Origin of the sequence: Psychromonas sp. MME1 (assembly GCF_041080865.1) — a bacterium.
Lineage (GTDB): Bacteria > Pseudomonadota > Gammaproteobacteria > Enterobacterales > Psychromonadaceae > Psychromonas.
In genome coordinates this window covers 120,707-146,619 of sequence record NZ_CP160906.1, presented here as the reverse complement: position 1 = coordinate 146,619, position 25,913 = coordinate 120,707, and the positions used below count along the sequence as shown (strand labels likewise).

The window sequence follows — 25,913 nt, the reverse complement described above, 5'->3', positions numbered from 1 at the left end:
TCTATTCTGGTATTTGATTAGAAGTATCAACTTCTTTTGCTACTTCAGCTGGCACCTGGATGGTAAGGTCTGAATACTCATCATTAACCGAAACTTTATTTGTTGAAAGGTTACCAAGAACAAGGCTTAAAATGAAAAACATAACAGCAAGTATTGCTGTTGTGCGAGTCATAAAATTCCCTGCACCACTTGCACCAAATACAGTATTTGAAGCGCCTGAACCAAAGGATGCCCCCATACCAGCGCCTTTGCCTTGTTGAATTAATACAAATCCAATTAAAATAATTGCAACAATCAAATAAACAACTAACAGCATCTCATACATAGAATATACCTAATATTTCAACAAAAACTTCTCGCGCTCCATCCAAGAAGCGGGCGAATATTACCCAATAGAAGAACAAATCACAAGTGAATAAAGTGATATTTTTTTCTTTTCGGGTATTAACCATTTAACCGCTCAAAAAAAAAGCAATAATTGTAATTTATTTATACTTTAACTTTATCAGCAATCGATTGAGCATAGCTACGCACCACATCTTCATCGGCATCAGCTTCAACCATAACTCTGAAAACAGGTTCGGTACCGGATTTACGCAATAGTACACGACCTTTATCAGCCAGCAACTCTTCAATAGCACGGCACTCAGCCAATACATCCTCGTCGGATAATGGGTCAATTTCATTATTAAAACGCACATTGATTAAAATTTGAGGATATTTTTTCATTCCCTGTCTTAGCTCTTTTAACGTCATGCGACTTGCTTGCATGGCACTAATCACCTGTAACCCAGAAACGATACCATCTCCTGTTGGTAGGTGCTCAGAGCTAATAACATGCCCTGAATTTTCAGCACCTAAACACCAACCATTTTTATTCATTAACTCCATTACATGGCGATCACCCACATCAGAACGTTCAAATGGAATACCTAATGTTTTCAATGCCTGCTCAAGACCTAAATTAGACATCGTCGTGCCGACAACACCGCCTTTTAATCTCCCTGCTCGCAATTTATCTCGGGCAATAATGTAAAGTAGCTCATCACCATCGAGAATATAACCGGTATGGTCGACCATCATCACCCTATCGCCATCGCCATCGAAGGCAATACCAAAATCAGCCTTCTCTTGAACAACACGTTCGGAGATCGCCTGCATACTTGTTGCACCACAATTTAAATTAATATTGACGCCGTTAGGCTCCACGCCCATAGCGATAACTTTAGCTCCCAGCTCATTAATAACCAGAGGAGCAATATGGTATGTTGCACCATTTGCACAATCCACTACCACTTTTAATCCCGTTAGATTATATTTACTGGGGAAGGTGCTTTTACAAAATTCAATATAACGCCCAGCGGCATCGTCAATTCGCGAAGCCTTACCAAGCTCATTTGATTCAACACATTTTAGTTCTTTATCAATTTCAGCTTCAATTTCTAGTTCCATTTCTTCCGATAATTTAACACCTTCATTTGAAAAGAACTTAATGCCATTATCGTCATAGGGATTATGTGAAGCACTGATAACGATGCCTGCAGATGCACGAAAAGTACGCGTTAAGTAGGCAACAGCAGGTGTCGGCATCGGCCCCATCAATACGGGACGGAGCCCTGCTGCGGTGATCCCAGCTTGTAGAGCCGCTTCTAACATATAGCCTGAGATACGTGGATCTTTACCAATTAAGACTTTTTGAGATCCTGTTTTTGCCAATACTCTGCCTGCAGCCCAACCTAATTTTAAAGCAAACTCAGGTGTAATTAATGATGCACCAACTTTTCCACGGATACCATCTGTACCAAAATATTTTTTCTTCATTATCGTCTCAAATTTTTAATTATATGAATTAACGGCTTGTAGCACTTTAATGACATCAACTGTTTCAGCTACATCATGTACTCGGATAATTTGCGTTCCCTGTTGCAGCGCGATTATAGCACCTGCAAGACTGCCTGCAAGGCGGTCATTTATATCACGATTTAGCAATTGACCAAACATTGATTTTCTAGAAACGCCGGTTAGCAAAGGATAACCCAGCTCCACAAACTGTCTAGTCGCTTGCAATAATTGATAATTATGTTCCAACTTTTTACCGAAACCAAAACCTAAATCTAAAATAATATTCTCTTTTTTTATACCCGCAGCCATGCATTGCTCGGCACGTTGCATTAAAAAAGATTTTACCTCTGCGATTAAATTTTCATACTCGGGTGCATTTTGCATAGTACGAGGTAATCCCTGCATATGCATCAAACAGACAGGCACATTTGCCTGAGCCGCAACCTGCAAAGCATTCGCTGCTTGCAAGGCTCGGATGTCATTAATTAAATCGGCGCCAGCTTTGACTGCCTCTTGCATGATTAGGCTTTTACTCGTATCAATCGAGATCCAGCAATCTAACCGTTTAGCTATTTTCTCAATGACAGGAATAACACGATCTAACTCTTCTTGTGTACTAACATCCTCAGCACCTGGGCGAGTAGACTCCCCTCCGATATCAATAATGGCAGCGCCTTGTTCAACCATCTTCACGGATTGTAAAAAAGCTGACTCGATATTCGCAAAGCGGCCACCATCAGAGAAAGAATCTGGGGTTACATTTAAAATACCCATTACTTTGGGTTGATCTAGATTAAGTGTTTTATGCCCGCTACTTAATTGCATCAATTTCTCACTGAAATTTAAGATAATAAAAAACCTAAGCAAGCTTAGGTTTTCAAGGATACTCAGCCATTGAGATGTTTATAGTTTATCGTTTTTATCTTCACTATTCGGCGCAGACTCTTCAACCGTATCTACGGGGGTATCAACGGCGTCACTGACATTCTCATTGTCTACCGGAGACACAACTTCAGCATCCACTTTGGTTGTTGCCAATAATGCATCGTTCCAATCCGTAGGGGGGCGAACCTCAATCCTTGCCATTAAATCATCCACCTGCTCCGCATCTATCGTTTCATATTTGATTAATGCATCTTTCATTGCATGCAAGATATCAATGTTATCGGTTAATATTTGCTTAGCGCGAGTATAATTCTTCTCAATGAAAAACTTCACTTCATCATCAATAATTTTGCCAGTTTCATGGGAAACGACATTAGATCGCAATGTATTTGAGTCAACGTTTAATAAAATAGGCCCTAATTTTTCAGAGAATCCCCATTCGGTAACCATCGCTCGTGCAATATATGATGCTTGTTTAATATCCTGAGAAGCACCCGTTGAAACCTTATCGGCTCCATAGATCAACTCTTCGGCAATACGACCACCATAGGCAACGGAAATACTACTTTCAAGCTCGGTACGATTTTGGCTAATTTGATCACCCTCAGGCAAAAATTGTGTCACACCCAGCGCGCGACCACGAGGTATAATCGTCACTTTATGAATAGGGTGATGTTGCGGTACTAATTTCGCAACAATAGCATGCCCTGCTTCATGGTAAGCAGTCGATTCTTTATCTTCTTCACGCATAACCAAACTGCGGCGTTCTGCACCCATTAAAATTTTATCACGAGCTTGTTCAAAATCTTGCTTATCAACGGTACGTTTATCACCTCTGGCAGCAAACAACGCAGCTTCGTTAACTAAATTCGCAAGATCTGCACCAGAAAAACCTGGGGTGCCTCGCGCTAAAATAGCGGCTTGAACGTCACCAGCAAGCGGTACTTTACGCATATGAACATTAAGAATCTGCTCTCTGCCTCGCACATCAGGTAGGCCAACAACAACTTGACGGTCGAAACGTCCAGGACGTAACAGGGCTGCATCGAGTACATCTGGACGGTTGGTTGCTGCGATAACAATAATACCTTCGTTACCTTCAAAGCCATCCATTTCAACCAACATTTGGTTTAAGGTTTGCTCTCGCTCATCATTACCACCACCGACACCAGCACCACGTTGACGACCAACCGCATCGATTTCATCAATAAATATAATACAAGGAGCAGATTTTTTGGCTTGCTCAAACATATCACGCACGCGAGAAGCACCAACACCCACGAACATTTCAACAAAATCTGAACCAGAGATTGAGAAAAAAGGAACCTTAGCTTCGCCAGCGATTGCTTTTGCCAATAACGTTTTACCCGTTCCAGGAGGGCCAACTAATAAAACCCCCGTTGGAATACGCCCACCTAATTTTTGGAATTTAGTCGCATCTTTTAAGTAATCAACAAGCTCTTTAACGTCTTCTTTTGCTTCATCACACCCAGCCACATCAGCAAAGGTTGTTTTGATTTGATCTTCTCCCATCAATTTGGCTTTACTTTTGCCAAATGACATTGCCCCACCTTTTCCACCGCCTTGCATATTGCGCATGAAAAAGATCCAAACACCAATTAATAACAGCATCGGGAACCAAGAAACAAATAACGATGTTAAAAAGCTAGTTTCCTCGGGCGGAGTACCTTCAACAAGGACACCGTGTTTAATTAGATCATTCAATAGGTCAAGATCGGGTGCAGGAATATACGTCTCAAAATGGCTTTGATTACTTTTAACGCCTTTAATTACTTGCCCATCAATTTTAACTTGTTGGATTTGCCCTTGGCTAACTTCTTTGACGAATGTTGTGTAATCCATTTGCGATTTTTTTGCGCTATCCGTTCCAAAACCTTGGAATAACGACATCAATACTACTGCGATGACTAACCACAATATCAGGTTTTTTGCCATATCGTTCAAGATGTAAACCTCATGTTAATAAATAATAATGTGTTGTAGATTACTACAGATTAAAATCTGTCGCCAGTAAATATACTTGACTCATTCAGTGAAGAATAAATACATAATGCAACTGCACTTTAATCTATTTAGCCTTTGTATCCCGTTGCAACAAGATAAACTTCTCGAGAACGCGCTCTAGAAGAGTCAGGCTTACGAATTTTTACGGCGCGAAATTCGCCACGAACGTCTTGCATGAAAGCTTCAAAATCAGCCCCCATGAATACTTTGACAATAAAGCTGCCATTTTCAACCAATACCGCACGGCACATATCTAGTGCGAGCTCAACTAAATACATTGATTTAGGTTGGTCCATTGCCGCATTACCACTCATATTGGGTGCCATATCAGATAAAACAACATCAACTTTGTTATCACCAATACGTTTCAGTAACGCATTTAGCACGGCCTCTTCACGGAAATCACCCTGTAAAAAATCGACTCCAGCGATAGAATCCATAGGCAAAATATCACAGGCGATCACTTTGCCCTTCATGCCTACAGTATCAACAGCCCATTGTGACCAACTACCCGGTGCAGCACCTAAATCAACCACCGTCATTCCTGATCGAATTAACTTATCTTTGTTATTGATCTCTTCGAGTTTAAAAACAGCACGAGAGCGCAATCCTTTTTTATTCGCTTCTTTTACATAAAAATCATTAACGTGCTCTTGCATCCAACGTTTAGAGCTAGCCGAGCTATTTTTCTTTGTAGCGCCGGATTTCACTTCGCCGGAATTAACTTTTTTGCCCATCTAAATGGTTCCTCAATATTGTTACTGTGCCATTATTTATGATGAATAAAGCGGATAAATAACAATCAAAATAGTAAAGGGTATCAATTAAGGGTAGAATGCCCTGTTTTCAACCCTTAAATGAAAAGAAATTTGTATGAAATTATCAAATAAACAAAAACAACACTTAAAAGGTCTTGCACATAGTTTAAAACCGATTGTGCAACTTGGCCAAAATGGCTTAACTGAAGGCGTACTAGCAGAAATTGAGAACGCACTCAGCTTTCATGAATTAATTAAAGTGAAAGTTGCAACTGACGACCGAGAAATGAAGCAACTTATCATTGATGCAATTGTACGTGAAACTGAAGCACTTGATATCGCTAAAATTGGTCATGTTGTGGTTTTATTCCGCCCTAGCGAAAACAAAAAGATAGAGTTGCCACGTAAATAACCCAAGCAAACAGAGCTAAAATGCATAAAACACGAACCTATTCAGGTTTTATGCATTACTCTACACGATTTGATATCCCCTCATTAAGCAACATATTGTACGTTAATTATTTCGTACTCGATTACACCACCGGGTGTTGTAATAACTATTTCATCATTTAGCATTTTGCCAATTAAGCCACGTGCAATAGGTGAACTAATCGAAATCAAATTGCGTTTGATATCCGCTTCATCATCACCAACAATACGGTAAGTCACTTCGGCATCCGTCTCAATATTTACAATAGTCACCGTTGAGCCAAAAATGACTTTACCATTATTAGCCATTTTAGTGACATCGATAATCTGTGCGTTAGATAGCTTAGCCTCTATATCTTGAATACGCCCTTCACAAAACCCCTGTTGCTCACGCGCAGCATGGTATTCGGCATTTTCCTTCAAATCACCGTGTTCACGCGCTTCTGCTATTGCCTTGACAATTTCAGGGCGTTTCACTGTTTTTAAATTTTCTAATTCAGCGCGCAAAATTTCAGCACCTTTAGCTGTCATTGGATATTGAACCATTAAAAATCACCTTATATGTAACTAGCAGCTCTATTTTTAGCCTTTGAAAAAGGCAGTTATTCTACGCTTTTTTTATACATTATACCAATTCCATTAAATGTCTCGTGTTGGTTCGTGTTTAATCTTCATTATTCAAACTATTTACAAGAAAAAATATTCAAAGTATTTTGATATAATTGTTTAGCCAGACACTCTTTTGATTCACTTCGCAATTCCGCCAAGGCAGTAAAAATAGGTAATAAATTAAGCGGTGTATTAACTTTGTCACGTTGTTTGTAAACTGGCATATCCGGTGAATCTGTTTCAAGTATTAAAGATTCAACTGGTAATAAACGCAGCGTTTTTCTCGTTTTTAGTGCATTAGGATAGGTAACCACACCACCAACACCAATTTTAAAACCTAGCGCAATGAAAGCTAATGCAATATCTTCACTACCAGAAAAAGCATGGTAAACGCCTCCTTGAGTAAATTTTAATTGCCGCAATATCTCCAGTACACGCCCCTGTTTCTGAACAACATGTAAGATAATGGGTAATTTAAATTTTTCAGCTATTTTCACCTGCTCGATAAAAATGTCCTCTTGCATCCTCATATCTGTACTGATTCTCTTATCTAAACCAATCTCACCAATCGCGATACATTGCCTTTCTCTGCGATTCACAAGTGCTTGTAGATAAATTAGGTCCCCATCTTCATAATGGTCTAAAAAATGGGGATGATAACCCAATGAATAATACAAATTAGGATACTGACAGCATAAATCGATAATATCTTGCCAGGTAGAACGATGCGTTGCAGGAATAATAAGTTTATCTATTTGTTGGTACGCTAAAGAGGATATTAATTTATCACGCTGCTCATCAAAACAGGCAAAATTCACGTGGCAGTGGCTATCAATAAACATTTGCTTTCCTTCATGGGTATAGGTAGCAAAAATAATAGGGGGAGCGTAAAGCATAAAATGGCTAAAAGACATTTTATGCTTTTAATTAATCATAGCAATTCCTTCAATAGTAGGATTTACTATTAATGTTCACGCGTTTTTCTAAAACTGATTGCCGGATAACGTTCAATCGCAAGATTTAAATTAACCATCGTTGGTGCAACATAGGTCAAGTTATTACTACCATCAAGGGCTAAATTGTCGTAGGCTTTTTTCTCGAACTCAGCAAATTTAATAGGATCTTCACTGTCCACCCAGAGCGCAGTGGCAACACTAATGCTCTCATAAATGGCTTCCACTTTATATTCAGATTTTAGACGCTGAACAACAACTTCAAATTGCAATACCCCGACAGCCCCAACGATTAAATCATTACTACGTAATGGTCTAAACACCTGTACAGCACCTTCTTCGGACAACTGCATCAAACCTTTGAGCAGTTGCTTTTGCTTAAGCGGATCTTTTAAGCGTATACGACGGAACATTTCTGGTGCGAAATTGGGGATGCCTGTAAATTTGAGTTCTTCACCACTGGTAAAGGCATCACCAATTTGAATCGTACCATGATTATGCAAACCAATAATATCACCCGGGAAAGCCTCTTCAGCAGCAGCTCTATCTCCAGCCATAAAGGTGACCGCATCAGAGATGCTAACCATCTTCCCAGTGCGAACATGACGCATCTTCATGCCTTTTTCATATTTTCCTGAACAAACACGCATAAAGGCGATACGGTCACGGTGTTTAGGGTCCATATTCGCTTGAATTTTAAAGATAAATCCAGAAAATTCCGTTTCTGTGGGGTCAACCACTCGCTCATGGGCAACACGCGCTAACGGCTTCGGCGCCCATTCCGTCAAGCCATCTAATACATGGTCAACACCAAAATTACCTAATGCAGTACCAAAATAAACAGGGGTCAACTCGCCTTTTAAAAACATTTCCAAGTCAAATTCATTAGAAGCCCCTAAAACAAGCTCCATTTCTTCACGCAGGTCGTTAGCATATAACGGTAAAATTTCATCGAGTTCTGGATTATCCAAGCCTTTAATAATACGACTTTCTTGAATCGTATGGCCTTGCCCGGTTGAATATAAGATCACCTCATCACGAAGAATATGGTAAACCCCTTTAAACTCTTTCCCCATGCCAATAGGCCAAGTAATGGGAGCGCAGGCAATATTTAAAATATCTTCAACTTCATCCATTAACTCAATTGGCTCGCGAATATCACGGTCACATTTGTTCATAAAAGTGATAATTGGTGTATCACGCAACCGGGTCACTTCCATCAGTTTAATGGTCCGTTGCTCAACCCCTTTTGCGGAATCAATGACCATTAAACAAGAGTCAACGGCAGTCAATGTGCGGTAGGTATCCTCCGAGAAATCTTCATGCCCAGGCGTATCAAGTAAGTTCACAATGGAGTTATTATAAGGAAACTGCATCACAGAGGTCGTGATCGATATACCACGATCCTTTTCCATCTCCATCCAGTCAGACTTTGCATGCTGCCCTGATTTTTTACCTTTTACGGTACCCGCTTTTTGTAGTGCATTACCGAATAACAATACCTTTTCAGTGATCGTTGTTTTACCCGCATCAGGGTGAGAGATGATAGCGAAGGTACGTCTACAGTTGACGGCTTCGAGGAACTTAGCGTCTGCCATTTTTATTTTCTCTTAAAATAGTACACAAACATGCACAAAATATTTTTTTATAGGGAAGGTTTTATCGAATGTGCGCAACTATAACAAAATATAAGCAACATTCATAAATGTTAATGGCAATAAAAATTTAATAAATTAAGCGTTCCTGATGGCGTTAAAGATAAACATGGAAATTAAAATAGCGTAGACAGCAACACCATATCCGTTAAAATGGCAACAAATACCAACAAGGATATAATTATGCTTCATCCAATTATCACTGACTTAAAAAACCGTTATACGACAAAACGTTATGACGCCTCAAAACGAATTTCACAATGCGACCTTGATGTTATTTATGAAGCGATTCGTTTGTCAGCCTCATCAATCAATTCACAGCCATGGAAATTTATCGTTATTGAAAGTGATGCAGCCAAGCAGCGGCTGCATGATACTTTTGCCAATAAGTTCCAATTTAACCAAGTTCATGCCAAAACAGCTTCACACATTATATTGTTTGCCTACAATCCCCACTATAAGCGAACTGATTACGCAAAAGTTGTAGATAAAGGTATTGCAGATGGCCGCACTAAAGCCGAAAACAGAGAGCAAGCCTTTGCAAGTTTTACATTTGCAGATTTAAATACCGATGCCACAGGAAATACATCAGCGTGGACCAAAGCACAAACTTACCTTGCTCTTGGTAACGCTCTGCACGTACTCGCTCGTTTAGGGATTGATTCCACCACAATGGAAGGTGTGGATAGCGATTTGATTGCTGAGGTTTTTAAAGAGGAATTAGCAGGTTATCGTTGTGATGTAGCGCTTGCCATGGGGTATCACCACCAAGATGAAGATTATAATGCAGCACTGCCTAAGTCGCGTTTAGCTATGCCAGAAATACTACAAGTAGTATAAATGGCCAATCGAAAAATCATCTCCGACATCCCCATGCTACTTCAAGATACAAAGTCAGCAATAATAGTTGCTACTATTTTCTTGCTCTACGGAGCGCTAGCACCTGACAAAGCACCTTGAAGCAGCATCGGTATATATTTCATAATTGGCCAGTAAATACCCCTCGCCTGTCGTGGAATATAAAAAATCATAGAAAGCGATTATGCGCCAATAACAGCCGCACTAGATCTATTTATAACTAGCAAGCAGCGACAACAATTTCTATGCGTAATGTCATTAAAATAGAAAATGACTCTGGTCAAGTCATTATGAATACTTGCTTAAATGAAAAAGAGTCTTTATTCTTGCAATTAGATAAAAATAAGCTACCGGAATAAAATGACTCTCTGCCTATTTTTAATGAAGCAGGATTGCGATGATGCTCAAAGTTCAAATAATAAAAAAATAATGAACTATTTTAACGTTATTTAGCTGAAAAAAGGACATATTACTCCTTTAGCCCCCCTTAAATAATAATTAAAATAAATGGATTGAAGTATTAAAAAGGATAGTAATATTTTGTTCCCTGATGATTTATGTATCAAATTAAAAAAAACAAAGGATATCAAAACGCTTTTTTTAATTGATATTCTACACATGAAAGATATTAATGCTTCCTATGGTTTTGGTAATGGTAATGCTGTCTTAAAACAATTTAAGGAATTTATTAAGTCTCTTTTAAAAAAAGAGATAAGTGAAGTAATCAATAAAGCCTATGGCAAAAAAATCACAAGTAGAGTCACTAGGCACCACTCCGATGTATTTGCACTTATTATCTATGAAAATTTACATGATAATCTAATACTTACTATAAAAGATATAATCAATACAGCGCTTCTCTCTTATTCCTTTGATATATCCAAACCCAATTTAAAAATCAACCTCAACACGACTATTGGTTGTTCAAAAAGCCACTGCAATGATTTATTTATCTTTGCAGAAAAAGCATTAAGTGGCGCGAAACTTAATTTTGAAATGTTTATGTTTTTTGATGCAGATTTATACAAAAATGAAACTTCTAATAACAGCCTCGTCGAATTAATCAAATACAATATTGAAAACGAAACTGTAGCCCCCTACTTTCAAGCCATGCTCTGCAATACAACCGATGAAATTGTAAAATACGAAGCTCTTATGAGACTTTTTGATGAGCAGGGGAATATGCTCTCACCGGGTGTGTTTTTGGAAAAAGCAAAGACCTATCGCCTCTATACGCCCCTGATGATAATTATGATCAAGAAAGTTTTTGACATAATAGTGAAATATAAAATTCATTGCAGTATTAATTTAGAATATACAGATATCATTAATCCTTTAATCAGCAACCTTATAACGACTCAAATTCAGCAGCACAACATAGGAAACTATCTTAATCTTGAAATTTTAGAGAGCGAACGAATTAAAAATTTTGATGTCATTAACGATTTTATCCGTACAGTAAAAGAGCATGGTGCAACAATTGCCATTGACGATTTTGGCACTGGTTTTGCGAATTATGAATACATCCTGAAATTAAATGTTGATTACCTAAAAATTGACGGCAGCTTGATACAAAAAATTGATGAGGATATCTATATGAACCTAATCAAAAGCATTGTTATGTTTTGTAATAAACAAAATATTAAAACCATTGCTGAATACGTTAGTAACATAAAAATACAACGATATGTCAAATCATTAGGCATTAATTACTCACAGGGATATTACATTCAAAAGCCTTTGTCAATAGAGCAATTAAAGGGAGAAAAATGTGAAGGATGATTTAAAAAGAATTACAGATATGACGGTAAGTGATCTATTGCAAAATGAGATAATTTTACCATCAACTTACTTTAAAGCATTTGATCAAAATGCCAAGAATTTGAGCGTTAATATAAATAGCATTCAATTTGAAAGTGAAGTTAGTACTGTAATTACAAATGAATGGGAAAGTATCAATAACTATATGAAAAAAACAATCGATAATATTGATACGCTAAGTGAAGTAACAGAGCATGCACAAAAAGCCATTGATGAAAAAGATACCGAGTCACTAAAAAGTATTGGCTCATCCCTATTGGCAATGAAAAAAGAAATCAACTCCCTCAGAGAGCTCATTTATATCGATCCATTAACACAAGTTTTTAACCGAAAATGGATATATAACCATGCTATTACTAAGGAAGGAAAGTTTTTTCAGGATGGCGTGCTGGTATTAATCGATGTGAATGACTGCAACTATCTGGCTAAGAAATATGGACAATTAATTGCCGATAACGTCATTATCTATATTACAAAATTTTTAACCAAAAAATTAAAACATGAGCAGATTGAATTTGATCTTGTTAGATACAGCAATGATCAATTTATTATTTTGATAAAAAATGAAAATGTAAACAATATTTTTTCTTTCATTACCAATGCTAAACTAGAGTTAGCAAACGCCACCTTAAAAAGCAAAACAGGATTGATTTTCAAAACCAGCTTTAACTTTGGTAGCCAACAGTATGCAAGCAATGATTTATTTCAAAATACACTTGAAAATGTCGCCTTTTTATCATTAAAGGACAAAGCATAACAATAGCCCCACTTGATTGACCTAACCTCAGTGCTGGATAAACAAATCCACATATTATTATTTCAGATAATAGTCATTTCAACCCAGCGCAAAGGTTATCCCAATTGGCATAATATGATGGTAATAGCTTGTTGATGAAAAATGATAGAGAGCAATATGCATGATTCTGTAATAGCTGGCTATTACGATTGAATGCAACGCTGTTATCTATTATTTTAATCAACAAGATAATCAGATACTTATGCAGATTAATGGTATTAGTTAGCTACGCAACCAATCTGACTGAAATATAATATCGATAAAAAAGTAACAAGCTCAGAAATATTGACAACTATCTGCTACTATAAAAACTTAAAATATCTTATATCAAGTGGTACCCAATGAAAATACTTGTTCGTAACCTTGCCAAAACAACAAATGAAGAAAAAATTTATGCCCTATTTAGCGAATATGGCGCAATTCAATATTGTAACCTAATACTCGATGATAAAACGGGGGCATCAAAAGGGTTTGCCTTTGTTGAAATGCCAAAGTCGGGAGAAGCTAAAGTTGCCATACAAAAACTAAATGGCTATAAATTAGCTGGCAATATTATTCGTGTGAAAAAAGCAGAAGTTAAAAAAGAAACGTTAAAAACTGAGGTTAATCACTCAGAAAATAATGGCATCAAAAGTAATGCTAATAACGCATTAAATATCTATGGCACCCCAAAGCAGTCCGATTAAATTTGCTCTATCCCGCTAGCGTGACACAAACGTAAGCGGGATATAAATAGCGGCTCAATTTAACGCCTTAAAAGCACATAGTTAATCTAATGAGTATAATTTTTTCTCTTGCATTTTCCGAGAAAGAGCATCGAAACGACTAAGGCAGATAGCTTCCATACTAGCAGGGGCAACTTTTTTTAGCAGTTTAACGCTTTTAAAAAAAGTTCTGTAAACAACTTCAGACTCATTGAGAGGGTAGTAACGAATGTCACTAGCACTATCTTCAAACATCTCCTCATAGTAATGCTGTAAAGCTAAATCGTTAATACGCTTAGCAACCGCCGCACAAGCCTGATAATTTGCCAATTGCCGACCATCCTCTTGCAAATCAACATTTGCAAGAGCATGTACATTATTCGAGAGGAGACTTAAAAACAGTAAAAATGCAAAAATTAGCTTCATTATCTTAGCTATGCAAGCGCTTGTTCAAAATCAGCTAATAGATCTGCTGTGTTTTCAATACCGATTGAACAACGTACCATCGTTTCGCTAATGCCCATTTTTTGACGATTATCAAGCCCCATTTCATGGTAAATCGTTGGAGCGACAGGTAAAGCTAGGGTGCGATTATCACCCAGATGAGTTGCACTGATCACAACCTTTAATCTATTAAGTAAAGCACAACAATCTTCACCAGCGACTAAGTCAAAACTTAGCATTGCACCAAATTTTTTAAATAAACGCTTCGCAGTATCATGTTGAGGATGAGAATCTAACCCAGGGTAATAAACTTTGGCAATTTTCGGATGTTGCTGCAAATACAGAGCTAATGCCATAGCATTATCACATTGACGTTCCATACGTAATTCCATTGTCTCACTACCAACAGAGATAAGGTGTGCTATCTGAGAGCTAATACAGGCCCCCATATCTCTTAAACCTTTTTTCTTGATCTGGTTTATTCCCCACAATTTAGTGTCACCAGTTCGATAAGCGCCAAAAATATTCGGATAACTTTCCCAGTTAAATAAGCCAGTGTCAGTAACCGAACCGCCTAAAGCATTACCATGTCCAGCTACATATTTTGATAGGGAAGTCACAATGATACTTGCTTTGACTTTAATCGCATCAAACAGGTAACTCGAGGTTAACGTATTATCAATAACATAGATAAGCCCCTGTTCTTCACAGAAGTCACCAATTTTATCTAAGGCACTAATTTGTGTAGCGGGGTTAGCAATAGTCTCGACAAAAATAAGGCGTGTATTATCCTGTTGCGCCGCTTTAACTTGCTCAATATCCGTTGCATCGACGAAGCTAACTTCAATCCCGTAACCTTCCAAGGTACCAATTAAACTCGTTGTATTACCAAATAAAAAACGGCTACAAATAATATGGTCACCATTTTTTAAAAGAGATAGGAAAGTCGTTACAATCGCGGCCATCCCACAGGAAAAGACTAAAGAGGATATGCCATTATCCATCTCTTTGATCTTATGCTGGAGAGCATCAATTGTTGGCGTGGATGAACGTGCGTAAGCATGTCCTGCTTGAGTACCTTGAAAAACATTAATCAGACCTTGTACATCGTCAAAACCGTAAGGCACTGAATTATGGATAGGCGCATGAACTGCACCGAATTCCAAATTAAGTAAACGATCTGAATGCACTATTTTTGTTGTAAATCCTTGCTCTGACATTAATATTCCTTGGTAGTTTTAAGCTAATTATAAAATGATTATACAGAGTTAAATAAAGAAGTTGAAATTGAATAGTTTATTGCGTCAATAGAATTAGGTTTTTACTAAAAAAAGGGTTGTTAATCGATTAATTAATAACAACCCATTTAATCTAAGGCGAGCGATAGAATGTTATACCAATCGGATTAAGTATGTGATCTAAATTTTGCGCAGGAAAAATAGCTTAATTTGAGGCGTAAGTTGACGCAAATGGTTGTTCCCTTTGCGAAACTTACAACAAAAAAGTAAGTTATTTTAACCAGTAAAATAGATCAGCTATTTATTCCGATTGGTATTAGTTATTCCTATCCATCTTGATTGATGCGACTTGCAACTGCGCCCTGCTGTTCTCTATATTTAGCATTGCTACGTTTATTATAAGGCCGCGCAGCAGGTGCTGAGAGTGTTTCGAAATTTAATGCGCCAATCGTCATTTTAGGACGTAAAGCTAATGGAAGTTTGCCACTATTATAGAATTCGAGGACTATTTTACCAGACCAACCAGGGTCAATTCGATGCGCGGTAACATGTACCATCAAGCCTAATCGGGCCAATGAAGAGCGCCCATCTAACCAACCAACAATATCCGCAGGTAAAGTGACATCTTCATAGGTGACGGCAAGTGCTAATTCACCAGGATGCAAGAAAAACGATTGCTCATCGTCAATCACAATGGCATCACTCATGACGCGATCAAGCGATGCTGCAACCTCTTCTTTTGGGCCAGATAGATCTATAAACGGGGTCGTATGTTCACTAAAGACGCGAAACTCATTGCCTAGGCGGATATCAACGCTAACACCTGAAATTGATGATTGCGGTGGTCGAGGGGTGATAACTAGCTTCCCTGCATCTAAATATTCTTCGATATGGGTATCACACAAGCGCATTTTATTTCTCCAGTAAGAAAAGTAATCCTTAAAATCAACCGCATTATACACATAAAGCGATGTGCAAACTATTTTCTTACGGGCATAAAAAAAGGCAAGTCAATGACTTACCTTTTTTTCAATCAGAATGAGCTAAGTTAGCTCATCGAAGCAATATTAAAGAGCTACGATGTTTTCTGCTTGAGGACCTTTTTGACCTTGAGTTACAGTGAACTGTACTTTTTGGCCTTCAGCAAGAGTTTTAAAACCAGTGCTTGCAATTGCAGAGAAATGTGCGAAAACGTCAGGACCGTTTTCTTGCTCGATGAAACCAAAACCTTTAGACTCGTTGAACCATTTTACTGTACCAGTAGTTGTAGACATAATAATATTATCCTATTATAAATTAGTAATTTTACCTTTAAAAACAAGGCTGTGTGCTAGAAGTGTTACTATTACTTATGAAGTATAGGATTCGGTACATAATACGGAACATCGAACATAAATATAAAACGAACTTACAAGCTGAATCTGAGTATATATATCTCTTCACAGCTGTCAATAGCTATTTATCAAAATCCACGAAAAACATGAATTTTTTGCAAAATAAATCACTTTTTTTTGTTTACAATCAGCGTTAGCTGAGATACAAAAACTAGCGCTGCCCAACCATATTGCGATAACATGAGTATAAAGATCAAAGCTCAATTATTGTTTGATAACAGCGTTTTAATCACCTCATAAGGAGAAAAAATGACAATTTGGATTGATGCAGATGCCTGCCCAGTCCCTGTTAGGGATATTACTTTACGGGCTAGTCAACGCACTAATACAGCGCTTATATTCGTTGCCAATAGCCCATTACCAATTGCAACACGCCCCTTAGTTAAAACTGTACGTGTTGCACAGGGGTTTGATGTGGCGGATAATTATATTAGCCAACACGCCCAATCAGGAGATTTAGTGATAACACAGGATATACCTTTAGCAGCAGAAATGGTCGCTCAGGGGATTACGGCTTTAAATCCAAGGGGAGAACTATACAGTGTTGAAAATGTTCGCCAACGTTTAGCAATGCGTAATATTGCCGAAGAGTTACGTAGTATTGGGCAAACCACTGGCGGAGCAAATAAATTTGCAGATAAAGATAAACAAGCCTTTGCGAATGCCTTAGATCGATGGTTGCAGCAACAAAAAAGCAAAAAATAACCTATTTTTTGCTTTTTACTGCGCTTAAATAATCCTATTATCGTTTTTCAGTTTATTTAAACGCGCCAATTCTTGATTCTTTTTTTTGCGATTATCACAGGGCTCAGGACAATCGCACTCTTTCTCTACCCCGACGGATGCTAATCCACCGCAGCTACCGCTAATTGTTTTTTTCTTAAAAATATAACCAATAGCCATCGCTGCAATGACCAATAAAAAAACAATAAAGGTAGCAATAAAATAAATCATTCATTTTCCTTTAATAAATATGGCGCAAACTCTGGGGTAAAATACTCAACAAATTCATCCCCTTCTTTGACTAATAAAAAAGCTGCTATTTTATGCTGCTTGGCAAAGCGCAGTCCATCTTGAGGGCCGAGTACAGTGATCGCTGTTGCTAAGCCATCTGCAATCATACAACTTTTATCAATAACAGTCACCGAGGCTAATTTGTGCGTAATCGGTTTCCCTGTTTTAGGATCTATCGTATGTGAATAACGCACCCCATCAAATTCAAAATAGTTACGATAATCACCTGAAGTTGCTATCCCATTTGTACCAATCTGAATTAAACGTTGTACATTACGCCCTGCAACTGGACGTTCAATCGCTAATGTCCAATTTTTATTATTAGGCTTTAAACCACTCGCCCTAAGCTCACCGCCTATATCGACGAGATAATTATCAACCCCTAATTGTTGCAAGTATTCACTTACAACATCAACACCATACCCCTTCGCAATGGAGGACAAATCAACATAGAGTTGAGGAATTGATTTAACCAGACGCTGACCATCTACATGGAGATATTGGCTGCCCACAATCTGTTTTTTCTCTGCAATCGTTGCATCGGATGGAATTTTGGTCGGTTTTTTATCTGGACCAAAGCCCCATAGATTAACTAAGGGCCCGACAGTTACATCAAATGCCCCATTACTCTGATGGTTTAACTGTAATGCAGCTGTGACGACCTTTATCGTTGCCGGAGAAACAAGCAGTGATTCAGTTGCCTGATTAAAACGTGACAATTCTGATGCTGGTCGATAAGTTGACATTTGTTCATTCACTTGCTCAAGTAACTTATTAATCTCGCCCTGTATTTTATCAGTCTCTAAACGAGCGTCTTTTTGTTGCTCCGTAGATAATACATAGGTAAGTTGATAATAAGTCCCCATCGTCTGCCCTTCAATATGCAACAGTTGTTGCTTATTTTGCGAGCAGGAAGAAACAAAAAAGGCTAGCCCTATTAAGGCTAGCCAATACATTATGCTTTTAACCATTACTATCAACCAAAATCATCAAGCATAATATTTTCATCTTCAACACCGAGCTCTTTTAACATCGCAATGACAGCGGCATTCATCACCGGTGGACCACACATATAATACTCGCAATCCTCTGGCGCTTCATGGTCACGCAGATAATGCTCATACAATACATTATGAATAAATCCGGTATAACCATCCCAGTTATCTTCTGGTTGAGGATCACTTAAGGCAACATTCCATTCAAAATTATCGTTTTCGGCTGCGATACTATCAAAATCTTCTTCATAGAACATTTCTCGTTTAGAACGAGCACCATACCAGAAGCTCACTTTACGCTTGGTTTTTAATCGACGGAACTGATCAAAGATATGAAACGCATCGGCGCCATACCTGCTCCACCACCAATGAACACCATTTCACTATCACTTTCTTTAGCAAAAAACTCACCAAACGGGCCTGAAATTGTCACTTTATCGCCGGGTTTTAAGCTAAAAATATAAGAAGACATTTTACCGCAAGGTAAATTTAATTTATGTGGTGGAGGTGTTGCAATACGCACGTTAAGCATGATTAAACCCGCTTCATCGGGATAATTAGCCATTGAGTAAGCACGAATAGTTTCATCATCTACTTTTGATTCTAGATTAAAGAATCCAAAATGGTCCCAGTCACCACGGTACTGCTCTTCTATGTCAAAATCACTATATTTAACATGATGTGCAGGCGCTTCAATTTGAATATAACCACCAGCTCTAAATGGCACGCTCTCACCATCCGGAATTTGTAATTTCAACTCTTTAATAAAAGTCGCTTTATTATCATTAGAGATAACGGTACATTCCCATTTTTTAACACCAAAGATCTCCTCTGGTAGTTCAATGCTCATGTTCTCTTTTACATTGACCTGACATGAAAGACGCTCCCCCTCTTTTGCTTCACGCTTAGAGATATGATCTAATTCTGTTGGCAAAATATCACCACCACCAGATTTAACTTTCACGCGACACTGACCACATGTACCTCCACCGCCACAAGCAGAAGAGACAAATACACCAGAATTTGCAAGTGCACCCAGTAATTTGTTGCCAGCTTGCGTTGTGATGCTCTTAGATGCATCATCATTAATAGAGATTGTTATATCGCCTGTACTTACCAATCTTGCTTTTGCAGCTAGTATAATGACAACTAACGCTAAAACGATAATGGTAAACATGGCAACGCCGAGAAATATTTCCATCGACTCATTCCTTGTTTAAAGGGAGCTAAACTCCCAAATTTCGTAAATTTTAAACAGCTAACTAAAGTTGAATGCCAGAGAAAGACATAAAACCAATTGCCATTAACCCCGCTGTTACAAATGTAATACCCAGTCCTCGAAGGCCTGATGGCACGTCTGAATATTTCATTTTTTCACGGATCCCCGCTAATGCTACGATAGCTAGCGTCCAACCAACACCGCTGCCGATACCATATACGGCAGACTCAAGTAGGGTGTACTCGCGCTGAACCATAAAGGCCACGCCACCAAAAATGGCACAGTTAACCGTAATAAGGGGAAGGAAAATACCCAAAGCCTGATACAGTGCTGGAAAATATTTATCTAACACCATTTCCAAGATTTGTACCAATGCAGCAATAACACCAATAAAGGTAATAAAACCGAGAAAACTAAGGTCAGCATCGGGAAGCCCCGCCCAAGCTAATGCCCCCGGCGCTAAAAGGTTAAAATAAATAACTTGGTTAACGGGCACTGAAATACCTAACACCACGATAACCGCAACGCCTAACCCCATAGAGGTTTTAACTTTTTTAGACACAGCTAAAAAAGTACACATCCCTAAAAAGAAGGCGAGTGCCATATTCTCTATAAAAATAGAACGTACAAAAATACTAAGATAATGTTCCATTCAAGTTACTCCTTCGACTCTACTTGATCCGGTTTAATGGTACGAATAATCCAGATCAAACCACCAATAATAAAAAAGGCACTAGGAGGTAGCAGCAATAGACCATTACTTTGATACCAACCGCCATTGGAAATTAATGGTAGAATTTCAATCCCAAATAGTGAGCCAGAGCCAAATAATTCACGAACACCACCAACAACCATAAGAATAAAGCCGTAACCTAAACCGTTGCCGATACCATCCATAAAGCTTGGAAAGGGACTATTTTTCATGGCAAAGGCTTCTGCTCGCCCCATTACAATACAGTTAGTAATTATCAAACCAACATAAACAGATAACTGTTTAGATATTGAAAAAGCATAGGCTTTTAATACTTGGTCAACGACAATAACCAATGAAGCAATAATTGCCATCTGTACGATAATACGCACACTATTGGGAATATAATTTCGGATCATAGAGATAAACAAATTAGAAAAAGCCGTAACGACGAGTACAGCTAAAGTCATTACAAATGCAGTTTCTAATTTACTGGTTACCGCTAACGCCGAACAAACCCCTAATATTTGCAATGCAATCGGGTTATTATTAACGACTGGCGACGTAAGAACAGCTTTAATATCCGTTGATTTAGCCATTGTTCATCTCCCCTTCTCGAACTTTGCTAAGAAATGGACCAAAGCCCTGTTTACCCAACCAGAATGTAAAAGTATGTTGCACACCAACACTCGTTAATGTAGCACCAGATAGGCCATCAACTTCATGCTTATTACCGGCAGCAGCTTGACCTTTAGCAACTTTAATAGCTGGTAGCCCTTGTTCATCATAGAGTTCCTTACCAACCCACAATGCACGCCAACGAGGGTTTTCAACTTCCCCACCAAGCCCAGGTGTTTCACCTTGCTCATAATAAGTAATACCATCAACTGTATTACCATCAGGTTGAATGGCAACAAAGGCATACATCGTCGACCATAAACCTGCGCCATGAACTGGCAATATAATACGCTGTAATTGACCGGCATCATTAGACACGAGATAAACCGTTGCTACATTCGCTCGGCGACCAATTTTAGCAATATTATCTTGTTCCGAAAGGGCAATACTTTCCTTCGGATTTTTAGCCGCTTTGCGTTGTTCATAATTATTAGGCAAAACACCATCAACATTATCCACAAACTCACCTGTTGCTAAATCAACAAGCTTAGTTTTAATATTTGTGGCAAATATTTCTTTGATACTTTTATCCGTTTCTAAACCTGCAACGGCTAAAATATTGCTTTGCTTATCTTTCTCTTTATTAGCCTGTTGCGTTGAGCGCAGGCCTACGGCTGCACCAGCAACAATAATTGAGCAAACTAAGCAAACAGCTAGTACGACCAATATGGTTCTGCTGAATGTTTCTTGTTGATTAGACATTACGCGACAACCTCCGTTTGATATTGCCTTGCACTACAAAGTAGTCAAAGAGTGGAGCGAAGAGATTAGCAAATAAAATAGCGAGCATCATACCCTCTGGAAATGCAGGATTAACCACGCGAATAAGCACTACCATCACACCAATTAAAATACCGTACGCCCATTTTCCCTTATCGGTAAAGGAGGCTGAAACCGGATCCGTTGCCATGAACACCATACCAAAAGCAAAACCGCCCATCACAAGGTGCCAATACCAAGGTAACTCAAACATGTGATTTGTTGTGCTACCTATCATATTAAATAATGTCGAGACAGCAATCATACCAACCATGACACCCACAATAATTCGCCAGGAAGCAATACCGGCAATAACAATAAATGCACCGCCGATCAAAATAGCTAAGGTAGAAACCTCACCGATACTACCTTGCATATTCCCCAAGAAAGCATCCATCCACGACAATCCCGACTGCGCGACTGCATCAAGACCACCTTGATAAGCAAGGCTTAGTGGTGTCGCGCCTGAAAAGCCATCCACAGCTGTCCAGACTGAATCACCTGAAATATCGGTCGGGTAAGCAAAGAACAAAAATGCACGCCCAGCTAATGCGGGATTTAAAAAATTACGCCCTGTGCCACCAAAAATCTCTTTAGCAACAACAACACCAAAGGTAATACCTAAAGCAACTTGCCAAAGTGGAATCGTAGCAGGAACAATAAGTGCGAAGAGTACAGAAGAAACAAAGAAGCCTTCATTAACTTCATGTTTACGTACACTGGCAAAAAGTACTTCCCAAAAACCACCAACAATAAAAGTAACGGCATAGATGGGGACAAAATACATGGCACCAAATAAGAAGTTATCAATAACGCCCGCACCAGATCCAAGCGTGACACCAATTGCATTAAGAATCGCCACTCGCCAATCATCAAATGCAGAAAGCCCCGCTACAATCGCGTCGTTAGCTTGTACTCCAGTATTATACATACCAAAAAACATAGCTGGAAATGTCGCTAACCAAACAAAAATCATGATTCGTTTTAAATCAATCCCATCACGAACATGGGTAATGCCTTTGGTTACTAATCCGGGTGTATAGAAAAAAGTGGCCGTTGCTTCAAAGAGTGCGTACCATTTTTCATAGCGCCCTCCCGCCTCAAAATGCGGCTCCATTTTTTCAAATAAATGTTTAAGATTCATGCTTAGCCTTCCTTCTCAATTTTGCTTAGGTTGTCACGCAAGATTAAGCCGTAATCGTATTTACCAGGACAAACGTAAGTACATAAAGCAAGATCTTCTTCATCTAGCTCTAAACACCCTAAAGCCTGTGCGCCATCAGTATCACCAACAATAAGATCACGTAATAACATGGTTGGTAGAATATCCAGAGGCATAATACGTTCATACTGACCAATCGGCACCATGGCGCGATCACTTCCCCCTGTTGTGGTTGTAAAAGCAAAACGTTTAGCTTTATTAAGTGCAGAGGTGAACACATTAGCAACGGAGAATTTATTCGCACCGGGCACGCCCCAGCCAAATAACTCCTTCTCATAACCTTCAGCCAATACCGAAATTTGATTATGATAACGGCCTAAAAAGGCATGCGATTTAGTTGCATGAACACCGCATAACACCGATCCCGATATAACGCGATTATTGCCTTCAAGCAACTCATTCTCGGTCAATTGAGATACTGACGCACCAAGGATTGTCCGTATTAAACGAGGTTTTTTTACTGCTGGGCCAGCCAAAGAGATCACTTTATGGGTATAAAGTTCACCGCTGGTAAATAATTTACCAAAGGCAATCACATCCTGATAATTAATCGACCAAACTTGTTTGTTGATTGATACCGGATCAAGAAAATGAATATGGGTGCCAGCCAATCCCGCAGGATGCATGCCAGTAAACAGCTCTTCCTGGACATTTTTTTGTGTTGATTTAGGTAAGCTAGCCTCACCTTTACAAACAAAAACCGTACCGCTAGTCAATTGTGACAATAGCGTCAGACCGTCAATAAATCCCTGGGAATTTCCATTAATGATCAATGCCGCATCTGCAGACAGTGGATTAGTATCCATTGCGGTTACAAAAATAGAAGAGGGAATAGCGGTGATTTGCGGAACCTTGCTAAACGGGCGTGTACGAAATGCAGTCCATGCGCCGGAATCAACCAAGTTCTCTACAATGGCACTACGTTCGATAGTTGCAAGTTGAGCACTCTCATATTTAGGGAAAGATAGACTCTCTTCACCAGTAATAGAGATAACAACGGATTGCAATACACGTTTTTCACCACGATTAATTTCTTTAACTACACCAGATGCAGGAGCGGTAAACTTAACGCCAACATTCTTTTTATCACTAAAAAGAAGTTGACCTTTTTTTACTGTGTCTCCAGCTTTAATTGCCATAGACGGGCGCATGCCAACATATTCTTCACCCAGTACAGCCACTTCAGAGATGGTCGGGCCATCATGAATAACTTGCTCTGGCGCTCCTAAGATGGGGAGGTCCAGTCCTTTTTTTATAGTAATCATATTCTCTTGCACTATGTTTACGGGGATAAAAGTTAGAAGCCTTGCGGCATAACAACAATTACTTGCCTGCTAATATATTTATACACTGTAACAATTCAGCAACAAGTAAACTCAAATTTTCTAACGAATAATAGCATTACAAGAGGATGAATTGATATCGGAAAAGTGCCATCTTAGTGATTTTAGTTCAAATTTTCGTGTAATATTCATTTACAAAATAATCAGACATTGACATTTTTACCCACAATTCATTTTCGCTGCAAATGAAAAAGCGCGTTAACCATTTGTAATGACGTTATTTACTACCACCTAAACACTGACTGGATTGAGGTAGTTGCTGCTCCCTTAGCTGCCATTGCTCAGGTGTATAAGTATGCAATGCCAAGGCATGTACTGGCCCTGCTAACTCTTCTTTTAGTAAGTCATTAATTAGACGATGACGTTCGAGTAAGCGCATGTTTGCAAAGTCAGTACTCACCAATACAACTTTAAAATGGGTCTCGGAATCCTTTGGAACCGAATGACGATAACTTTCATTATCAATTTGTAAAAAAACAACTTGCATATTATTTTTTATTTTACGTTCTATTATTTCTTCTATTTTCATCTTGAACATTCCTGTAAAAGGTTAATATACTCATCTTACTCAAGCTCCTTGATCCGTCGCTAACTCAGATAGCCGAACGATGATAGGCTAACAATGAATAATCGTTTATTTTTCAATAATACAATATACCTAGGTTTCATGTGTCTGATCAAAAAACATCTTTAAATATCGGTCTCAGCAAAGCATTTCCTTGCTCTTACCTTGATCAACAGGAAGAGCAACTCCTCATGCTCATCGATCCGGAAAATAATGCGAAACGCTTTTATCCTTTATTATTAGCTCAGGGGTTTCGACGTAGTGGTGATGCAGTTTACCGCCCACATTGCCAGCAATGTTCGGCTTGCCAATCGATTCGCATTCCAATTCGTCATTTTGCCCCATCTCGAAGCCAAAAACGACTCTCTAATAAAAATAAAGCCTTCACCATAATACAAAGCCAACAAGTCAAAGCTTGCTATTATGATTTATATGAAAATTACATTAATCAGAGACATAGTGATGGTGTCATGTTTCCCGCTACTCAGCAGCAATTTAATGAATTCATTCATTCATCTTGGAATAACTGTTTTTTTCTTGAAATATACGACCAAAACAGACTTATCTGTGTCGCTATTACCGATATCGTTACTGAGGCTTCGGGCACCGCATGGAGTGCCTTCTACTGTTTTTATGATCCCACATACAGCCACTATTCACTGGGTAAGTTTGCGCTACTCACACAATTAAAGTTGGCAAAAAAAGAAAATATTGATTGGCTCTATTTAGGCTATTACATAAAAGATTGCCGAAAGATGAATTATAAAACGCAATTTACCCCCCACCAGCGCTTTATAAATGGGCAATGGTTATCTTTCCTATGAACTTTTAATTATTTCTTAGCGAGTGAATTGCAAATTGTTGATCGCATAAATAGCTATAAATACAGGCATAGTAGCAATTTACTTATCAGCAACAGCGATTAGTTACCTTATTTACTACAATATGGCTCAATAAATAATCAACAATCCTTTACCCAAATGGATAATTCTGGCATTATGCGCCGATTGAAATGA

The 25,913-nt window shown here is 38.6% G+C and carries 27 protein-coding genes and 1 pseudogene; 7 read left to right on the top strand and 21 right to left on the bottom strand.

From position 1 onward, the window contains the following. Window position 1: 1 nt before the first annotated feature. The 5 genes from secG to rlmE form a co-directional block, all read right to left on the bottom strand. On the bottom strand, window positions 2-325 hold the full coding sequence (gene secG, locus AB2N10_RS00640) for a preprotein translocase subunit SecG (protein ID WP_354624639.1): 324 nt from the start codon (window positions 323-325) through the stop codon (window positions 2-4). Window positions 326-489: 164 nt separating this feature from the next. Continuing rightward, complete coding sequence (glmM, locus tag AB2N10_RS00635) at window positions 490-1,824, bottom strand: phosphoglucosamine mutase (RefSeq protein WP_369434641.1); 1,335 nt, start codon at window positions 1,822-1,824, stop codon at window positions 490-492. A gap of 12 nt (window positions 1,825-1,836) precedes the next feature. Further along, window positions 1,837-2,667 carry a dihydropteroate synthase gene (folP, locus tag AB2N10_RS00630; protein WP_369434167.1) on the bottom strand — a complete coding sequence of 277 codons (831 nt, stop codon included), beginning with the start codon at window positions 2,665-2,667 and terminating at the stop codon, window positions 1,837-1,839. A 78-nt stretch (window positions 2,668-2,745) separates the two neighbouring features. Continuing rightward, complete coding sequence (gene ftsH / locus AB2N10_RS00625) at window positions 2,746-4,692, bottom strand: ATP-dependent zinc metalloprotease FtsH (protein WP_369434166.1); 1,947 nt, start codon at window positions 4,690-4,692, stop codon at window positions 2,746-2,748. A 128-nt stretch (window positions 4,693-4,820) separates the two neighbouring features. Further along, window positions 4,821-5,489, bottom strand: coding sequence for a 23S rRNA (uridine(2552)-2'-O)-methyltransferase RlmE (gene rlmE, locus AB2N10_RS00620; RefSeq protein WP_354624637.1), 669 nt, complete (start codon window positions 5,487-5,489; stop codon window positions 4,821-4,823). A gap of 136 nt (window positions 5,490-5,625) precedes the next feature. On the opposite strand from rlmE, the gene yhbY reads away from it, so the two are divergent. Beyond that, entirely contained in the window at window positions 5,626-5,922 is a 297-nt protein-coding gene (gene yhbY, locus AB2N10_RS00615; RefSeq protein WP_354624636.1) for a ribosome assembly RNA-binding protein YhbY, read from the top strand. A gap of 83 nt (window positions 5,923-6,005) precedes the next feature. On the opposite strand, the gene greA is transcribed toward yhbY, so the two are convergent. The 3 genes from greA to prfC form a co-directional block, all read right to left on the bottom strand. Beyond that, window positions 6,006-6,485, bottom strand: coding sequence for a transcription elongation factor GreA (greA, locus tag AB2N10_RS00610; protein WP_354624635.1), 480 nt, complete (start codon window positions 6,483-6,485; stop codon window positions 6,006-6,008). A gap of 137 nt (window positions 6,486-6,622) precedes the next feature. Beyond that, entirely contained in the window at window positions 6,623-7,390 is a 768-nt protein-coding gene (locus AB2N10_RS00605) for a TatD family hydrolase (protein ID WP_354624634.1), read from the bottom strand. A gap of 122 nt (window positions 7,391-7,512) precedes the next feature. Next, on the bottom strand, window positions 7,513-9,099 hold the full coding sequence (prfC, locus tag AB2N10_RS00600; protein ID WP_369434165.1) for a peptide chain release factor 3: 1,587 nt from the start codon (window positions 9,097-9,099) through the stop codon (window positions 7,513-7,515). A gap of 240 nt (window positions 9,100-9,339) precedes the next feature. Here prfC and AB2N10_RS00595 point away from each other — a divergent pair, with 240 nt between their 5' ends. The 4 genes from AB2N10_RS00595 to AB2N10_RS00580 all read left to right on the top strand — a co-directional run bounded on the left by AB2N10_RS00595 (window position 9,340) and on the right by AB2N10_RS00580 (window position 13,317). After that, window positions 9,340-9,996 carry an NAD(P)H-dependent oxidoreductase gene (locus AB2N10_RS00595; RefSeq protein ID WP_354624633.1) on the top strand — a complete coding sequence of 219 codons (657 nt, stop codon included), beginning with the start codon at window positions 9,340-9,342 and terminating at the stop codon, window positions 9,994-9,996. A gap of 558 nt (window positions 9,997-10,554) precedes the next feature. After that, window positions 10,555-11,796 carry a GGDEF domain-containing protein gene (locus tag AB2N10_RS00590; RefSeq protein ID WP_354624632.1) on the top strand — a complete coding sequence of 414 codons (1,242 nt, stop codon included), beginning with the start codon at window positions 10,555-10,557 and terminating at the stop codon, window positions 11,794-11,796. After that, window positions 11,786-12,592, top strand: coding sequence for a GGDEF domain-containing protein (locus AB2N10_RS00585; protein ID WP_354624631.1), 807 nt, complete (start codon window positions 11,786-11,788; stop codon window positions 12,590-12,592). Before AB2N10_RS00590 ends, AB2N10_RS00585 begins: the two co-directional genes overlap by 11 nt. 380 nt (window positions 12,593-12,972) lie before the next feature. Next, complete coding sequence (locus tag AB2N10_RS00580; RefSeq protein WP_354624630.1) at window positions 12,973-13,317, top strand: RNA-binding protein; 345 nt, start codon at window positions 12,973-12,975, stop codon at window positions 13,315-13,317. 81 nt (window positions 13,318-13,398) lie between these two features. On the opposite strand, the gene AB2N10_RS00575 is transcribed toward AB2N10_RS00580, so the two are convergent. The 4 genes from AB2N10_RS00575 to AB2N10_RS00560 all read right to left on the bottom strand — a co-directional run bounded on the left by AB2N10_RS00575 (window position 13,399) and on the right by AB2N10_RS00560 (window position 16,291). After that, window positions 13,399-13,761 (bottom strand): hypothetical protein, encoded by a 363-nt coding sequence (locus tag AB2N10_RS00575; RefSeq protein ID WP_354624629.1) that lies wholly within the window; start codon window positions 13,759-13,761, stop codon window positions 13,399-13,401. 8 nt (window positions 13,762-13,769) lie between these two features. After that, a complete protein-coding gene (locus AB2N10_RS00570) occupies window positions 13,770-14,999 on the bottom strand; it encodes a cystathionine gamma-synthase family protein (RefSeq protein ID WP_354624628.1) in 1,230 nt (409 codons plus the stop codon). Window positions 15,000-15,343: 344 nt separating this feature from the next. Next, window positions 15,344-15,928, bottom strand: coding sequence for a dCTP deaminase (gene dcd / locus AB2N10_RS00565; protein ID WP_369434164.1), 585 nt, complete (start codon window positions 15,926-15,928; stop codon window positions 15,344-15,346). 156 nt (window positions 15,929-16,084) lie between these two features. Continuing rightward, window positions 16,085-16,291: a cold-shock protein gene (locus AB2N10_RS00560; protein WP_019613006.1), complete on the bottom strand. Its 207-nt coding sequence runs from the start codon at window positions 16,289-16,291 to the stop codon at window positions 16,085-16,087. Window positions 16,292-16,660: 369 nt separating this feature from the next. On the opposite strand from AB2N10_RS00560, the gene AB2N10_RS00555 reads away from it, so the two are divergent. Continuing rightward, window positions 16,661-17,116: a YaiI/YqxD family protein gene (locus tag AB2N10_RS00555; RefSeq protein ID WP_354624627.1), complete on the top strand. Its 456-nt coding sequence runs from the start codon at window positions 16,661-16,663 to the stop codon at window positions 17,114-17,116. A 24-nt stretch (window positions 17,117-17,140) separates the two neighbouring features. Here AB2N10_RS00555 and nqrM read toward each other — a convergent pair whose 3' ends face one another. The 9 genes and pseudogenes from nqrM to AB2N10_RS00510 all read right to left on the bottom strand — a co-directional run bounded on the left by nqrM (window position 17,141) and on the right by AB2N10_RS00510 (window position 24,861). Continuing rightward, window positions 17,141-17,365 carry a (Na+)-NQR maturation NqrM gene (gene nqrM / locus AB2N10_RS00550; protein ID WP_369434163.1) on the bottom strand — a complete coding sequence of 75 codons (225 nt, stop codon included), beginning with the start codon at window positions 17,363-17,365 and terminating at the stop codon, window positions 17,141-17,143. Further along, window positions 17,362-18,396: an FAD:protein FMN transferase gene (locus AB2N10_RS00545; protein ID WP_354624625.1), complete on the bottom strand. Its 1,035-nt coding sequence runs from the start codon at window positions 18,394-18,396 to the stop codon at window positions 17,362-17,364. The genes nqrM and AB2N10_RS00545 overlap by 4 nt, the downstream gene beginning before the upstream one ends. 5 nt (window positions 18,397-18,401) lie before the next feature. Continuing rightward, window positions 18,402-19,621, bottom strand: a pseudogene (gene nqrF, locus AB2N10_RS00540) (NADH:ubiquinone reductase (Na(+)-transporting) subunit F). A gap of 61 nt (window positions 19,622-19,682) precedes the next feature. Further along, a complete protein-coding gene (gene nqrE / locus AB2N10_RS00535; RefSeq protein ID WP_354624623.1) occupies window positions 19,683-20,291 on the bottom strand; it encodes an NADH:ubiquinone reductase (Na(+)-transporting) subunit E in 609 nt (202 codons plus the stop codon). A gap of 5 nt (window positions 20,292-20,296) precedes the next feature. Further along, the gene (locus AB2N10_RS00530) at window positions 20,297-20,929 is read right to left on the bottom strand and encodes an NADH:ubiquinone reductase (Na(+)-transporting) subunit D (protein ID WP_354624622.1); all 633 of its coding nucleotides are present in this window, start codon (window positions 20,927-20,929) and stop codon (window positions 20,297-20,299) included. Then, a complete protein-coding gene (locus AB2N10_RS00525) occupies window positions 20,922-21,710 on the bottom strand; it encodes a Na(+)-translocating NADH-quinone reductase subunit C (RefSeq protein WP_369434162.1) in 789 nt (262 codons plus the stop codon). The genes AB2N10_RS00530 and AB2N10_RS00525 overlap by 8 nt, the downstream gene beginning before the upstream one ends. Beyond that, the gene (locus AB2N10_RS00520; protein WP_354624621.1) at window positions 21,703-22,911 is read right to left on the bottom strand and encodes an NADH:ubiquinone reductase (Na(+)-transporting) subunit B; all 1,209 of its coding nucleotides are present in this window, start codon (window positions 22,909-22,911) and stop codon (window positions 21,703-21,705) included. Before AB2N10_RS00520 ends, AB2N10_RS00525 begins: the two co-directional genes overlap by 8 nt. A 2-nt stretch (window positions 22,912-22,913) precedes the next feature. Then, window positions 22,914-24,254, bottom strand: a complete 1,341-nt coding sequence (locus AB2N10_RS00515) for a Na(+)-translocating NADH-quinone reductase subunit A (protein WP_354624620.1) — start codon at window positions 24,252-24,254, stop codon at window positions 22,914-22,916. Window positions 24,255-24,549: 295 nt separating this feature from the next. Then, window positions 24,550-24,861 carry a BolA/IbaG family iron-sulfur metabolism protein gene (locus tag AB2N10_RS00510; protein ID WP_354624619.1) on the bottom strand — a complete coding sequence of 104 codons (312 nt, stop codon included), beginning with the start codon at window positions 24,859-24,861 and terminating at the stop codon, window positions 24,550-24,552. A gap of 140 nt (window positions 24,862-25,001) precedes the next feature. On the opposite strand from AB2N10_RS00510, the gene AB2N10_RS00505 reads away from it, so the two are divergent. Continuing rightward, window positions 25,002-25,721, top strand: coding sequence for an arginyltransferase (locus AB2N10_RS00505; protein WP_354624618.1), 720 nt, complete (start codon window positions 25,002-25,004; stop codon window positions 25,719-25,721). The last annotated feature ends 192 nt before the right edge of the window (window positions 25,722-25,913 follow it).